General features: G+C 64.5%; 9 protein-coding genes. 7 read left to right on the forward strand and 2 right to left on the reverse strand.

The window, feature by feature from the left end:
* Nucleotides 1-29 precede the first annotated feature (29 nt).
* The 6 genes from M3O59_RS03490 (at nt 30) to M3O59_RS03515 (ending at nt 8,601) form a co-directional block, all read left to right on the forward strand.
* The gene (locus M3O59_RS03490; RefSeq protein ID WP_181920451.1) at nt 30-752 is read left to right on the forward strand and encodes a GntR family transcriptional regulator; all 723 of its coding nucleotides are present in this window, start codon (nt 30-32) and stop codon (nt 750-752) included.
* Between the two features lie 43 nt (nt 753-795).
* Nucleotides 796-2,073, forward strand: coding sequence for a sugar MFS transporter (locus tag M3O59_RS03495; RefSeq protein WP_116905026.1), 1,278 nt, complete (start codon nt 796-798; stop codon nt 2,071-2,073).
* 40 nt (nt 2,074-2,113) lie between these two features.
* Nucleotides 2,114-3,181, forward strand: coding sequence for a LacI family DNA-binding transcriptional regulator (locus M3O59_RS03500; protein ID WP_064630952.1), 1,068 nt, complete (start codon nt 2,114-2,116; stop codon nt 3,179-3,181).
* Nucleotides 3,182-3,187: 6 nt separating this feature from the next.
* Complete coding sequence (locus M3O59_RS03505; RefSeq protein WP_116905025.1) at nt 3,188-4,216, forward strand: SIS domain-containing protein; 1,029 nt, start codon at nt 3,188-3,190, stop codon at nt 4,214-4,216.
* Between the two features lie 2 nt (nt 4,217-4,218).
* A complete protein-coding gene (gene nagA, locus M3O59_RS03510) occupies nt 4,219-5,373 on the forward strand; it encodes an N-acetylglucosamine-6-phosphate deacetylase (RefSeq protein ID WP_116905024.1) in 1,155 nt (384 codons plus the stop codon).
* Nucleotides 5,374-5,931: 558 nt separating this feature from the next.
* Nucleotides 5,932-8,601, forward strand: a complete 2,670-nt coding sequence (locus tag M3O59_RS03515; RefSeq protein ID WP_181920444.1) for a TonB-dependent receptor — start codon at nt 5,932-5,934, stop codon at nt 8,599-8,601.
* Nucleotides 8,602-8,988: 387 nt separating this feature from the next.
* Here the strand turns inward: M3O59_RS03515 and M3O59_RS03520 are convergent, their stop codons facing one another.
* On the reverse strand, nt 8,989-10,227 hold the full coding sequence (locus M3O59_RS03520; protein ID WP_249054390.1) for a multifunctional CCA addition/repair protein: 1,239 nt from the start codon (nt 10,225-10,227) through the stop codon (nt 8,989-8,991).
* 457 nt (nt 10,228-10,684) lie between these two features.
* Nucleotides 10,685-12,658: a transglycosylase SLT domain-containing protein gene (locus M3O59_RS03525; RefSeq protein ID WP_147308437.1), complete on the reverse strand. Its 1,974-nt coding sequence runs from the start codon at nt 12,656-12,658 to the stop codon at nt 10,685-10,687.
* A 259-nt stretch (nt 12,659-12,917) separates the two neighbouring features.
* Between M3O59_RS03525 and M3O59_RS03530 the strand changes: the two genes are divergently transcribed.
* Entirely contained in the window at nt 12,918-15,797 is a 2,880-nt protein-coding gene (locus M3O59_RS03530) for a TonB-dependent receptor (protein ID WP_116905020.1), read from the forward strand.
* Nucleotides 15,798-15,960: the final 163 nt, after the last annotated feature.

The following is a 15,960-nucleotide window of genomic DNA, read 5'->3' on the forward strand; positions in this document are numbered from 1 at the left end:
TCAAGGTCAGGGCGGACGCCGACAAGCGATTGGACGACCTGCACCTGGACGCGTCCGCGCCGACCCCGCTGTATCTGCAATTGGCCGGCAAGCTCACCGACGCCATCCGTGGCGGCCAGTGGAAGGCCGGCGAGGCGCTGCCGGCCGAGCGCCAGCTGTGCGAGCGCCTGCAGATCTCGCGGGTGACCCTGCGCCAGGCGGTGGATGTGCTGGTCGAACAAGGCCTGGTTTCGCGCCGGCAGGGCGCCGGCACCTTCGTCACCACCCAGATCCAGCATCAACTCAGTGGCCTCACCAGCTTCAGCGAGACGCTGCGCATCAAGGGCTACGAGCCCGGCACGCGCTGGCTGGAGCGGCGGTTGCGCCCGGCACACGGTGAAGAAATCCTGCGGCTGGGGTTGTCGCCGGATGCGGCGGTGGCTTCGCTCACGCGCCTGCGCAGCGCCGACGACCGCGTCATGGCTTACGAGAACGCGGTGCTGCCGCAACGCATCGTCGCCGACCCACAGCAGATCGGCGATTCGCTGTACAGCTACCTGGATGCGCAGGGCACGCCGGTGGTGCGCGCGCTGCAGTATTTCCGCGCGATCAACCTGCCGGCGCGGCTGGCCGAACACCTGCGCATGAAAACCGGCGAGGCGATTCTGCACGTGGTGCGCGTGGGCTATGCCCGCGATGGCAGCGCGATCGAATTGACCGACACCTATTGCCACAACGATTTCTACGATTTCGTCGCCGAACTGCGCCGCTGACGCCGCCGGCATTCCTCACGACAACCTCAGAGCCCGCCGATCCATGACTACCGCCAGGCCCGCAAGTCCCGTTGTCTCGATCGCCATCGTCGGCGTGCTGTTTTTCATCATCGGCTTTTTCACCTGGATCAACGGGCCGCTGATCACCTTCGTGCGGCTGGCGTTCGACCTCAACGAGGTCAACGCGTTTCTGGTGCTGATGGTGTTCTACCTGTCGTACTTCTTTCTGGCGTTGCCGTCGTCGTGGATTCTCAAACGCACCGGCATGAAGAAGGGCCTGGCGCTGAGCCTGGTGGTGATGGCGGTAGGTGCAGCCGGATTCGGCCAATTCGCCACGCAGCGCTGGTATCCGGGCGCATTGGGCGGGCTGTTCGTGATCGGTAGCGGCCTGGCCTTGCTGCAGACGGCGATCAACCCCTACATCAGCATTCTCGGGCCGATCGAAAGCGCCGCGCGCCGCATCGCGCTGATGGGCATCTGCAACAAGATCGCCGGCATCCTGGCGCCGATCCTGATCGGCTCGCTGGTATTGCACGGGATCGGCGATCTGTCCGCGCAGGTGGCCAGTGCCACGCCGGCCGCCAAGGAACAGTTGCTCACCGCGTTTGCGGCCAAGATCCACGCGCCGTATCTGGTGATGTCCGGGGTGTTGCTGGTGCTGGCCATCGGCGTGCTGTTTTCGCCGTTGCCCGAGCTCAAGGCCTCCGAAGCCAATGCCACGCCCGGCAGCGCGGCCGGCGCGCAGAAATCCAGCATCTTCCAGTTCCCGCATCTGTGGCTGGGCGTGTTGTGCCTGTTCGTCTACGTGGGTGTGGAAGTGATGGCCGGCGATGCCATCGGTACCTACGGCCACGGCTTCGATCTGCCGCTGGACAGCACCAAGCTGTTCACCTCCTACACGCTGGGCGCGATGTTGCTCGGCTACATCGCCGGCCTGGTGATGATTCCCAACGTCATTTCGCAGGCGCGTTACCTGAGCGTGTCGGCGGTGCTGGGCGTGCTGTTCTCGCTCGGCGCCTTGCTCACCCACGGTTACGTGTCGGTGGGCTTCGTGGCTGCGCTTGGGTTTGCCAACGCCATGATGTGGCCGGCGATCTTTCCGCTGGCCATTCGCGGGCTGGGCCGCTTTACCGAAATCGGCTCGGCACTGCTGGTGATGGGCATTGCCGGCGGCGCGATCATTCCGCAGCTGTTCGCCATTCTCAAACAGCACTACGACTTCCAGGTCGTGTTCGCTGCGTTGATGGTGCCGTGCTATCTGTACATCCTGTTCTATTCGCTGCGCGGTCACCGCGTGGGCCTGCCGGCCCAGGCCAAGTGAACCCGCCAGCATGATGCGTCCCGACGAACAAGGCACACCCATGCGCAGGCCCACCATCAAAGACGTCGCCGAGCGCGCCAAGGTCTCGTTGAAGACCGTGTCGCGGGTGATCAACAACGAGCCCTCGGTGATGCAGGCCACGCGCGCGCGCGTGCTGCGCGCCATCGCCGATCTCGACTACGAGCCCGATCCGTCTGCGCGCAACCTGCGCAGCGGCACGCCGTTCGTGATCGGCCTGGTCTACGACAACCCCAACCCGTACCACATCATCGGCATCCAGAACGGCGTGCTGGCCGCCTGCCGCGAAACCGGCTTCGGCCTGCAGATCCATCCCTGCGATTCCACTTCGCCGCTGCTGGCCGAAGAACTGGCCGAATGGGTGCAGCGTTCGCGTCTGGCCGGCGTGGTGTTGACCGCGCCGATGTCCGAACGCCCGGAACTGCTGGCCGGTCTGGCCGCGCGCGGCATCAAGAGCGTGCGCATCATCGCCTCCACCAAAGATCCCGGCGATGGCCCGTGCGTCTACATCGACGACCGCGATGCCGCGTATGAAATCACCGAGCACCTGATCCAGCTCGGTCATCAGCGCATCGGCTTTCTGTGGGGCGGCTCGCAGCACCGTTCCAGTGGCGAGCGCTATGCCGGCTACGAAGCGGCGTTGAAAGATTACGGCATCGGCCTGGACAAACACCTGGTGATTCCCGGCGACTACACCTTCGACGATGGCTTCCGTGGCGCGCGTCGGTTGTTGTCGTTGCGCGAACCGCCCACGGCCATCTTCGGCAGCAACGACGAAATCGCCGCCGGCGTGCTGGCGGCGGCCAAATCCACCGGCATGAACGTGCCGTATCAGCTATCGATCGCCGGCTTCGAGGACAGCCCGTTCTCGCGCCAGTCGTGGCCGGCATTGACCACCGCCAAGCAGGCCACCGAAGACATCGCACGGCATGCCGCACGCTTGCTGATCAGCCAGTTGCGCAGCGATGCCTACGACGACCAGCCCGCGCAATTGCAGAACCGCGGCTTCGTACCGCAACTGGTGGTGCGCGGCTCCACCGCGCCGGCGCCTGCGTCCACCGGCAAACCCCTTCCTCCCGAATCCGCCTGAGCCACGATGAGCCTTCCCACCGAAACCGACACCTTGATGTTCCGCGAGGCGGCGCAGACTGCCGACGTGGTTGCTGCACAGTTCGCCCGCAATGCCGACACCATCGCCGCGCTTGCGCAGTCGCTGCGCGACAATCCGCCACCGTTCGTGGTGACCTGCGCGCGCGGCAGTTCCGATCACGCCGCCACCTACGCCAAATATCTGTTCGAAACCCAGCTCGGCATCGTCACTGCGTCTGCGTCGCCGTCGGTGGGCTCGGTGTATGCAGCGCCGCTGCAACTGCGTGGCGCGCTGTACATCGTGATTTCGCAATCGGGCAAGAGCCCGGACCTGCTGCGCAATGCCGAAGCGGCCAAGGCCGCCGGCGCGCGCGTGGTCGCCCTGGTCAACGTGGAAGATTCGCCGCTGGCGCAGCTGGCCGATGTGGTGATTCCGCTCGGCGCAGGCCCGGAAAACAGCGTGGCTGCCACCAAGAGCTACCTCGCCTCGCTGGCAGCGGTGCTGCAGCTGGGTGCCGTGTGGAAGAACGACCCGGCACTGCTCGCGGCAGTGGATGCATTGCCGCAGCAACTGCGCAATGCCTGGCAGGCCGATTGGTCGGCACTGACCACCGGTTTGACGCCCGCGCATAACCTGTTCGTGCTGGGCCGCGGCCTGGGCCTGGGCGCGGCGCAGGAAGCGGCATTGAAGTTCAAGGAAACCTGCGGCCTGCATGCCGAAGCCTACAGCTCGGCCGAGGTCAAGCATGGCCCGATGGCATTGGTGGGCCCGGGTTTTCCGGTCTTGGTGTTTGCCCAGCCGGACGAAACCGGTGCCGGCACGCGCGCACTCGCCGCCGAATTCCGCGCGCGTGGCGCGCAGGTGTGGCTGGCCGCGCCCGATGGCGACCTGCCGCTTGCCGATGCCGCGCATCCTGCCTGCGCACCGCTGCTCACCGTGCAGAGCTTCTATCGCGCGATCAACGCATTGGCGCTGCAGCGCGGCCACAATCCCGATTTGCCGCCGCATCTGAACAAGGTCACGGAAACCGTCTGATCATGCACGCTTTCACGACTCAGGCACTGTGCAACGCACGCGTGCTCACCGACAACGGATTGCAGGATGGCCTGGTCGTGGTGCTGGCTGGCACGCAGATCCAGGCGATTGTGCCGGCAGACGACCCGCGCGTTGCGCAGGCGCATATGCGCGTGGATCTGGGCGGCGCCACCTTGTTGCCGGGTTTCATCGACATCCAGGTCAACGGCGGCGGCGGGGTGTTGTTCAACAACGCACGCGACCCGCAGGCATTGGCCACCATCGCCGCGGCGCATCGCCGCTTCGGCACCACCGGCATGCTGCCCACGCTGATCAGCGACACTGCCGAGGTGATGGCCGAAGCGATCGATGCAACGCGTGCTGCAATCGCGCAAGGCGTGCCGGGCGTGCTCGGCATCCATCTGGAAGGCCCGTACCTCAGCCCCGCGCGCAAGGGCACGCACGACGCGCACAAGTTCCGCGTGCCGGACGCGCACGAGATTGCGGTCGACACCTCGTTGGATAACGGCGTCACCCTGATCACGCTCGCGCCCGAGCGCGTGCCGCTGGACGATATCCGTGCCTTTGTTGCCGGCGGCGCGATCGTGTTCGCCGGGCATACTGCGGCGACTTACGAGCAGGCGCGCGCTGGCATCGCCGCAGGCGTCAGCGGCTTTACGCATGTGTACAACGCGATGTCGCAACTGGCCGGGCGCGAGCCCAACGCAGTCGGCGCGGCGCTGGAAGACCCCACTGTGTGGTGCGGCGTCATCGTCGATGGCGTGCACGTGCATCCCGCCAGCCTGCGCGTGGCCCTGGCGGCCAAGCCACGCGGCAAGCTGCTGCTGGTCACCGATGCCATGCCGATGGTCGGCAGCGACAGCCCCAGCTTCGATCTGTATGGCGAGACCATCACCGCCGTGGACGGCGTGGTGCGCAATGCCGATGGCGCACTGGCCGGCTCCGCACTGGACATGGCCACCGCCGTGCGCAACAGCGTGCAGTGGCTGGGCGTGGATCTGGCCGAAGCCGCACGCATGGCCTCCACCTATCCCGCGCAATGCATCGGCCTGGGCGACCGCCTGGGACGCATCGCGCCCGGCTATCAAGCCGACCTGGTGTTGGTGGATGCAGATGTGCAGGTGTTGAGCACCTGGGTGGCCGGGCAGCGGGAGTAAGCGTTACGCTTGCGTCGCGCGACCACGCGCGGCGTTCATGGCGTGTCGCATCGTTGCAACCTTCGCCTACGTCGCGCAGTGCGGCGTCTCTTCATCGTCGTTACGCGTTGCCGACGTTTCATGCAAACCACACTCTGCGCGCGCGAACACTCTGCACCGCACCATCGTGCGCGCAGCGGTGTGGCAGTAGGCAGCAAGGCGCAGCGGTCTGCATGCGCGCCGAAAGCAGTGAGACGACGGTCACGCGGTCATCCAGATATCTGCACAAAACACGCTGTTCAGCGCATAAAAAACCGCGTTCGTGCGCATGAGTTGACAGCGCCGCTCACGAAAGGCACCTTCGTTGATAACGTTGTCAGCGAAGAGACGCTGCTCCACGTTCGAGAAAAACATTGCCGGCCGCGCATCTCGCGGCTTGGCGTTACCCGCATGCCGTCATGGAATGCGGGTGGTCGCTCGTATCCGGTACAGGGGGCGGATTACGGGCATGACACGCGCGTCGCGCGTCGTTGCGCAACCACACGGTTGCCATCCGACATCAGTTACGAGGTCCATGCAATGCTGTTTCCCCATCTGTTCGCTTCATCCCGTTGTGTGCAAGTGCATGCGTCCATCGCTGCGCTATGCCGCTCTCCATTGAGTGCCGCCGTCAGGTGCTTGCTTGTCGGTGGCGCCACCGTTGCCTGCGTTGCAGCGCTTCCCGCATTCGCGCAGGAACAGCCTGCACCTGCGCAGCAAAAAGCGCCCGCGCAAACCAATCCATCGGTTTCCACGCTGGATGAAATCAAGGTGGTGGGCTACCAGGCCAGCCTGGGCAAGGCGCTCAACGTCAAGCGCAATGCCGATGCGATCGTCGATGCGATCAGCGCCGAAGACATCGGCAAATTTCCCGATACCAACGTGGCCGAATCGTTGTCGCGGCTGTCCGGCATCACCGTGGACAGGCAGTTCGGCGAAGGCGAAAAAGTCAGCATCCTGGGCACCGATCCGGCGCTCAATCGCGTGCTGCTCAATGGCCAGACCATTGCATCGACCAGTTGGGGCGGCGACCCCAACGACCCGGACAGCCGCTCGTTCAACTACAGCACGCTGGCGCCGGAGGTGGTCGGCCTGATGGAGATCTACAAGACCCCGGAAGCGCGGATCGATGAAGGCTCCATCGGTGGCACCGTGATCGTGCACACGCGCAAGCCGCTGGATCTGGATCGCAATACGCTCACCGGCACCGTGAGCTACGGCTACAACGATCGTTCCGACGAAGGCAAGCCGAATGCGTCGGCGTTGTACAGCTGGAAGAACCAGGACGAAACCCTGGGCGTGCTCACCTCGGTGATGCATTCGCAGCGCGTGTTGCGCCGCGACGGCGTGGAAATCTTCGGCTACGACAATGTGCAGGGCACCGGGTTTCCGCCGGGGGTAGTCGGTAACAACACTGGCGTGTTTCCCACCTCGATCAATACCGCGTTGTTCCAGCAGACGCGCAAGCGAGACGGCGTCAGCGCTGCGCTGCAATGGAAGCCGGACAGTGATTTCGAGCTCAATCTGACCGGCCTGTACGTCAAGGAAAGTTTCGACAACTACAACCAGAGCCGTTACGGTTATTGGGGTTCTACGCCGGGCGATGCGCAGGCCTTGGGATTCGAGAATGGCGTGGCCACCTCGGGCACGTTCGGCGACCAGTCCAACACCTATCTGGACGGCTATCTGCGCAACAGCGATGTCACCACCGGCAGCATCCATTTACGCACCGACTGGCATGGCGATGGCTGGAATGCGTCCAGCCAGGTGGGCTACACCAGCTCGCAAGGCGGTGCCGAGCGCATCTACGGCATCCAGTTCCGCAACCTGGCAGGCTACAGCTACAACATCGACGGGCGCCGCACCGCGATGGACTACAGCACCGACCCCACCAATGCCGCAGCGATGCAACTCAACAACGCCTCGGCCAGCCACAGCCCGCAGTACGACAAAGAGCGCTATCTGCAGCTGGATTTCGACCATGCGGTGGAGTGGGGACCGTTCACGCAGATCCTGACCGGCATCAAGCTCACCAATCACGCCACTGGGCAATCGGCGTACAGCCGTACCTGGACCCCGAACGATGGCAGCACCCTCGCGGCGTTTTCGCCTGGCACCACGCCGTCCGGGTATCTGGACGGCCTATCGACCAGTGCCGACATGCAGCGCTGGTCGACCATCAACAGCGGTGCGATCAGTCGATACATCGGCGGGTTGGAGGGCGATGACGGGCTGCCGATAAGTTATGCCGGCAACTACAGCATCGAAGAGCAGAACCGTGCGTGGTTCCTGCAAGGCAACTTCTCCGGCGAGCGCTATCGCGGCAACATCGGTGTGCGCTATGTGCATACGCGCGATTCCACCGATGGTTTCAGCTACGCGCCAGGCGGCGGCTATACGCCGGTCAATTTCCTCAGCAGCTACGGCAAATGGCTACCGGCGTTCAATATTGCGTATGACCTGCGCGACGATCTGATGCTGCGCTTTGCCGCCTCCAAGGTGATCGCGCGGCCGCGTTATACCAACATGACCCCGTATGTGGCCACCGACGACACCACGCTGACCGCCTCCACCGGCAATCCAGGCTTGAGCCCGTACGAATCGACCAACCTCGGCGCATCGCTGGAGTGGTATTTCTCCGACAGCAGCCTGCTCAGTGGCGAATTTTTCTCGCGCGATATCTCCAACTACATCCTGACCACCGTGCAGGACCGCGTGTTCTTCAACAACGCCACCGGCGGGTCCAGCACGTATCAGACATCGGTGCCAACCAATGCCGGCGATGCCAAGGTGCAAGGCGTGGCGCTCAATCTGCAGCACAACTTCGGCAACGGCTTCGGCGTGGTGGCCAACTACACCTATTCCGATTCCAACACCGACGGCGACTACAGCCTGCCGTACAACTCGCGCAATGCCTACAACATCAGCCCGTACTACGAGCAAGGCAAGTGGAGCGCGCGGGTGAATCTGGGCTGGCGTTCGGAATACTTCACCCAGATCGGGCGGCTCAACGGTCAGCAGATGACCGATGCGTTCACCCAGGTGGATGCATCGTTCGGTTATCAGGCCACCGAGCGCCTGCGCGTGGCGCTGGAGGCCACGAACCTGCTGGACGAAACCTACTTCAGCTATATCGGCAACAAGAACCAGCCGTACTACATTTATAAAAACGGCCGCTCCTTCATGTTGAGCCTGAATTTCAAGCTGTAAAGCGCATGGTTCGGGGGAAGCGCACGCACGGCGCGTGGAGGGCGTTGGCCGTCACGCCACTGCGAGGCTGGGTGTGCCTCTTTCGAACCCTGCGGTTTTCGAGTTGCGCAACGACGAGGTGCGCTTGGTGATGCCGATGTACCAGGGAATACCGGCGGCCGCATAGGCGCGAGAAGGCATGCACGATGAAGAGCGTCAAAGACTACTGCGCATCCGCTACCGGATCGTGGCCTATGCTCGGCATCGGCGTGTGCCACGCCTGCACTCCGGTTCCGCTGCCATCTGCATCCAGCTGACGGCCGCTCGCAACGTTTTTTGCCGCTCTACTTGCTGCCTCGGCGATCCGCCACGGGTATGGACGCCAGCGGCCCAGCAGGCAACCAGCGCTCACTCCGCGCGCTTTAAACTGCGCGCGGCGGCAATGGCCGCAATGCGCGCCTTTGCCAATGCTTCACCGATCTGCGGGCCTTGCAGGCCATTGGCTGCCAGGTCGCGCGCGTTGATTGCCAGGGCAGCGGCGTGCAGTCGCTTGAGTTCTTCGCCTTGTGGGTACGCGTCATCTTCGCTACCCAGGCGGCCACGCTTGTCGGCTTCGCATACCAATGCCAGCTGCGCGATGCGCTCGGGGCGGCGGAAGCCATCGCAGCGCACCAGTAGCTCGTGCACGGTGCGGTCGCGCAGTTCGGCCAGGCGATGCACGTTCAAGTGTTCGCGGCAGGCGGTGACGGCAAGCTGGCGGTAATCCTGCGGCACCTTGAGGCGTTCGCACAGCGTCTGCAGCGGAGCGACGCCGCGTTGTTCGTGCATGACGTGGCGCGGCCATTCCTCCGGCGGTGTGAATGCCTTGCCCAGATCGTGAGTAAGTGCAGCAAAGCCGACCAACGCATCGCCTGGCGCCAGCTGCGCGGCCATGTCGCTGACCATTTCCTGGTGGATGCCGGTATCCACTTCCGGATGGAACTTGGCGCGCTGCGGCACGCCATACAGCGCATCGAGCTCGGGCAGGATGACGCGTAGCGCATCGGTCGCGTGCAAGGTGCGCAGGAATGCCGATGGCTGCGCGCAGGTCAATGCGCGACGCAGCTCCTGCCACACGCGCTCGGGCACCAGGCTGTCCAGCTCACCGCTGGCTGCCATTTCCCGCATCAGTGACGCAGTCTCCGGCGCGATGGCAAAGCCCAGCGGCGCCAGCCGCGCCATGAAGCGCGCAGCACGCAACACGCGCACGGGATCTTCGACAAATGCCGGGCCAACATGCCGCAGGACGCGCGCCTCCAGGTCGCGTGCGCCGTTGTACGGGTCGAACAGCTCGCCCGTGTCCTCGTCGCGCGCGATCGCATTGATGGTGAAATCGCGGCGCAGCAGATCTTCTTCAAGCGTCACCGACGGATCGGCATCCACCACGAAGCCGCGATAGCCGCGGCCGGACTTGCGCTCGGTGCGCGCCAGTGCGTATTCCTCGCCGCTGCGCGGATGCAAAAACACCGGAAAATCCTTGCCAACCGGTTTGAAGCCCTGCGCTTCCATCTGCGCCTGATCGGCACCCACCACCACCCAGTCGCGGTCGCCAGCCGGCTGGCCAAGCAATGCATCGCGGACTGCGCCGCCAACGAGATAGATCTTCATGCGCACATGATGCCCGATGCGGTGTACGCGTCGAAATAATCCGTGGGTGCGGCTGTCAGGCGTTTGGCCGGGCTTTGTGGCGGCCAAGTCATTGCGTCAGCACATCTTGAGTGTTTCGAGATGGTTGGACGGAATCGATGGATCAGTTGTAGCGCTCTAGAACTGCAGGTCTTCGCAGTTGCTGCAGGGCCCTTGCCCGCCCACCGTCGCGGGACACGCTGCAAGCACGTCCATGGAAGCTCCTTGGCGGCATCCATGCCGCCAAGGGTCCCGCGACGGTGCGCGGGCAAGGACCAGGCGAGATGGTCGGTGGGCAAGTTTTCAACACAGCAACCAGCGACCACAAAACCGTGCGAAGCAGTGTCCTCGTCCTTCAATAAAGCCACCAGAACAGTGTCTGGCGAGCGCGCCGCGCGCACCACCGAATCAGCAAGTGATGCGCGTCGATTAACTCGACTCAATCCTGCGCCGCGTTATTCGCAGCCTGGCCCGGCGTGCACACCGGCTTGAGGCGCTTGTCCACCAGCTTGCCCATCAGTCGGTCGCTCAGCGGCAGCATGTCGCCGTTGAGGCGCCAGTCGTAGATCACGCTGAAGGCCAGCACGCGCGCAACGTATTCGCGGGTTTCCTTGTAGCTGATGGTCTCGATCCAGAAGTCCGGCTCAAAGCCCGGGCGCTGCGATTGCCAGCGCCCGGTCGGGCCGGGGCCCGCGTTGTAGGCGGCGATGGTGAGGTAGGGCAGCCCGTAGGTGTTGAGCAACTGACGCAGATACGCCGTGCCGATGGCGATGTTGGTATCCGGCTCGTACAGGCTGGTGGCGCCCGCATAGCCGGGCAGGGCAATGCCCTTGGCGACGGCAGCGCCGGTGCCGGGCAACACCTGCATCAGTCCCATTGCGTTGGCCGGCGAACGCGCGCGCGGATTGAAGATGCTTTCGGCACGGATTTCCGCGGCCACCCAGGCCGGGTCGATCGCATTCCTGGCGGCTTCGCGGCGAATGCTGTCGTCGTGATGCAACGGGAAGCGCAGCGCGTACAGGCGTTGTTCTTCCGGCTGCTTGCCAAGCGCGAACACCGCGCGGTCGAACCAACCGTTGTCGCTGGCCACTTCCACCGCCAGGCGGCGTTGGGTGTCGTCGAAACGGGTGGCGGCATCGTTCCATTCGGCCACTGCCCAGCCGGGGCGGTCGATCTGGAACAAGGCGATGGCGCGGATCAAGGCCGGGTCGCGTGCGACGGCCGCCTTGGCCTGCGGGCTGTCCTTGGGCTCCCACGGACACAGCCGGTACGGCTGCTGCAGGCGGTCGGCGGCCAGGAAGCCGTGGAAGGTCGGCGATTGCGCGGCTGCGCGATACAGCGGCTGTGCGGCCGCGGCAGCGCCGGTCTTTTCGGCGAGGCGCGCTTCGAAATACTGCCAGCGCGAATCGCTGCGCTGGGCTGCCGGCATCTTGCGAATGGCAGCCAATGCCGCCGGCCAGTCGCCACGCGACATCGCCTCGCGCGCGCGCCATTCGTGCAGGCGTTCGTCGTAGGACGCATCCGGCACGGCGTTGAGCCGACGCGCCGAATCCGGCAGATACGAGGCCACCGTCCACAGCGCGATCTGGTACAGCACCTGCCCGCGTTGCGCTTCGCTGAAGCCGAGCGCGCCGGCAAGCTGCGGTAGCTGCTGCTCGGCGGCGTCCGGGTCGCTCTTGGCCAGTTTGGCCAACCCGTCGACTGCAATGCGGCGGCTGCGCTCGGTCCTGGGCCAAGCCAGTGCACGTGGGTGGACCTTGTCGAGAAAGGCAGCGTAATCGGTGGCCAGCGCCAGATCGGCCGCCGGCAGGCCACGCGCGGCGGTGCGCATCACCGCAGGCAGCTGCGCATCGGCAGCGGCTTCCACGCGCTCCCACCGCAAGGCCGGCGTCAGCTCGCCGCGCGATTCCAGCCCGGCAACCACCGTATCGCAGGCATCGGGTAGCCCCTTGCCGGTGCGCCACAGCGTCAGCGCATCGCGGCTCCACTGCGCGTCCGCCTTACCGGTGCCCAGGCGCGCGCTCAGCTGTGCGCAGCGCAGGCCCACATTGTCGGTGGACTTCCAGTTGGCCAGCAGCGTGTTCCAGTCCTGCCGGCGTGCCACCGCCGGCAACCAGGTGCTGCGGAAGCTTTCGGCCACCGGCTGGCCCGCATAGCGCTGCAAAAATGCTTGTGCCTGCGCATTGGAGACGTTGTCGATATTGCGCTTGAGCGTGGCAAATTCCAGCCAGCCGTAGAGCGGGTGGCGGCTCAATGCGCCGAGCTGACCGGCATCGGCCTGGCCGCGCTCTGCGGCTGCGATGGCATCGCGCACGGCGGTCAATTGCGGGTCGAGGGTTTGCGCATGCAGCGCGCTGCTGCCAAGGCACAGCAGGCCGATGAAAACAGTGGCAAGGCGGGGGGCATAAGTCATGCCGCGATGATACCGAAGCACGCCTGAGCGCCTGAGTGAATACGCAGCGTGGCGCTGACCACGCGACTGCACGCACCTGCCAGCGCAGCCGCGCCACGCCCGCATCCGCGCTTGCACGCCTGCAGCATTCACCGCTGCAGGCCGCAGCGCACTGCTGCATTGCCAGTTGCAGCGCGTTAATGTTTCGTTTAAAAGTTGGGACGGACCGCAGGGCACGGGGGCGTGCGGACACTTACCTATCCTTCTGGAGAGAGAAAGGATGAAGCGTCTGATTGGCCCCACGCGGTCATGCCTGGCCGTGCAGTTGTCGTTGTGTCTGATTCCCACGCTCGCCTGGGCGCAGCAGCCCGAGGCCGCTCCGAGCACGCGCACGCTCGACAGCGTGCAGGTCACCGGTACGCGCATCAAGACCGCCGAATTGCAGGGCCAGGTGCCGATCCAGACGCTTAACCGCGCCGACATCGAACGCACCGGGCTGACCTCCATCGGCGAAGTGCTGCAGGAACTCACTGCATCGGGTTCGGCACTCAATGCCAAGTTCAATTCGTCCGGCAACTTCGGTTTCCCGCCCGATGGCGGCGGCGTGGGGGCGGGCTCGGCGCAGGTGGATCTGCGCCATCTCGGTTCCAAGCGCGTGCTGGTATTGGTGGATGGCATCCGTTGGGTCAATGAATCCTCGGCGTCCGGCGTGGGTTCCTCGACCGATCTCAACACCATTCCTCTGGCGATCGTCGAGCGCATCGAAGTGCTCGAAGACGGCGCTTCATCGCTGTACGGTTCGGATGCGATCGCCGGTGTGGTCAACATCATCACCCGTCGCAGCTTCGACGGTGCGCAGGTCACGCTCAACTACGGGCAGTACGGCAAGGGCGATGGCGCCAACCAGGGCATGGACCTGGCCTGGGGCACCAGTGGCGAGAATTTCAGCCTGTTTCTCGGTGCCAGCTACGTCAAACAGGATCCGATCTATGCGCGCGACCGTGCGCAGGCGCGCTTCCCGATTCCGGGCACCGGGCTGACCTTCGCCAGCTCGGCAACGCCGGATGGCCGCTTTCAATTCGTCGACCCCAACACCGGCGTGCGCCAGAACCTCACGCCCAACGCCGGCGTGGGGACACCGCAATACGATGGCAGCGGCGGATGTACGCGTAGCGACGACTATCACTGCTTCGGCACCGCAGACCGCTATAACTTCGCCGAGCAGAATCTGTTGCTGACGCCATCCGAGCGCAAGGGCGTGTTCGCGCAATTTCGTTACTACTTCAATGACGACGTGCAGTGGTACGTCAAGGCGTTGGGCAACCGGCGCGAGTCGACCAACCAGGCCGCACCGGAGCCGATCTTTCTCGGCCCCGACGCCGGCACCGGCAACCCGTTGGCCGACAACATCGTCATTTCGGCGCTCAATCCGTTCAACCCGTTCGGCTTCGAGTTGAATTCGGCGACCAACCTGATCCAGATCGGCCGCCGCCCCGTGGAAGGCGGGGCGCGTCGCTTCGAGCAGCAGGTGGACACGCAATACTTCGGCACCGGCCTGGTCGGCACCTTCGAAGGTGCAGGGCGGACGTGGTTCTGGGACGTCAACGGCATGTACAGCAAGAACAAGGCCGAACAGACCAACTACGGCAGCTACAACCTGTTCAACATCAATCTGGGGCTGGGCGACCCGGCGGCATGCGCGGCGGTGGCAGGTTGCGTGCCGCTGGATATCTTCAGCGGCGCCGGCAGCATCACGCCGGAGATGTTGCGCTGGATCCAGCCGGTGGTGCGCGACCGTAGCCAGAACGAATTGAGCCTGTTCACTGCCAACCTGAGCAGCGAGCTGTTCCAGCTGCCCGGCGGTGCGGTGTCGTTCGCCACCGGCTACGAATACCGCAAGTACGAAGGCTCGTATCAACCCGATCCGCTCACCGTGGCCGGGCGCTACAACGGCGTGCCGTCGTTGCCTACCTCGGGCAGTTACGACGTCAACGAGGCCTATCTCGAACTCAATATTCCGATCTTCGCCAACTCGGCCCTGGGCGACAAACTCGATCTGAATATCGCCGGGCGTTATTCGGATTATTCCACCTTCGGTGGCGAGTTCACGCCGAAGTACGGCCTGCGTTGGCAGGTCACCGATGAGTTCGTGTTGCGCACCAGCTATGCGGAAGGCTTCCGTGCGCCGACCATCGGCGAGTTGTTCGGTTCGGCGGCGCGTGCGGACCTGCAGTTGTCGGACCCATGCTCGATCGGCCTGGGCGGCACCGCACCGCGTGGTAGCGCGGCCAACTGTGCAGCGCTCGGCGTGCCTGGCGGTTATCAGCAGGCCAACCAGCAGATCTCGGTCACCACGGGCGGCAACGAGCAGCTGGACCCGGAACGTTCGCGGAGTTTCAGCGCGGGGTTCGTGTTCAGCCCGGGCTTTGCGAGCAACGCAAGCTGGTCCGATCGCCTCGATCTGGAGGTGACGTTCTACCGTCATCACGTGGACGGTGCGATCCAGGCGATCAATGCGCAGACGCAGCTGGATCTGTGCGTGGATACGCTGGATGCGTTGTACTGCAGCGGGATCGGGCGGGCATCCACCGGCGGCATCAACGCCTTCAATAATCGGTTGACCAATCTGGGCTCGATCAAGACCGACGGGTGGGACGTGGATCTGTTCTGGACCTTGCCGGAAACCGCGTTCGGGCGTTTCAAGCTGTCGTGGCAGAACACCTTGGTGGGCCGGTACGAGGCGCTGGGCGCAGCAGGTCAGCGGCAGCCGCAGGGGCCGGGTATCGAGGTGGTCGACAGCGCGATTCCGGAGTGGACCAGCAACGCGGTACTGGACTGGTCGCTGGGCAACTGGACGGCATCGTGGACCGCGCGGCACATCTCCAAACTCACCGAGCAATGCGGTGACGCGGTGGAGTTTGCGGTGTGTTCTGATCCATCAGTGGGCACCAACCGGCTGGATGCGATCACCTACCACGATGCGCAAGTGGGTTATCGGGTCGATTGGCTCAAGGGACTGCAACTCACGGCCGGCTTGAACAACGTGTTCGACAAGGATCCGCCGATCTGCCTGTCGTGCTCCCTCAATGGCTACGACGCGTCCACCTACGACATCCCCGGTGGACGGTTCTGGTATGCGCGTGTGGATTTGAAGTTTTAGTCCAACAGCACAGGCGTAGCTGGCAGCTGCGGTGAATTGGCGCCGGTATTTGAGGTGTCACTTCACCGCAGGCCCTTGCCCGCCCACCATCGCGGGACACGCTGCAAGTACGTCCGTGTAGCTCCTTGGCGGCATCCATGCCGCCAAGGGTCCCGCGACGGTG

This window comes from Xanthomonas nasturtii (genome assembly GCF_023337365.3).
Taxonomy (GTDB): Bacteria; Pseudomonadota; Gammaproteobacteria; order Xanthomonadales; family Xanthomonadaceae; genus Xanthomonas; species Xanthomonas nasturtii.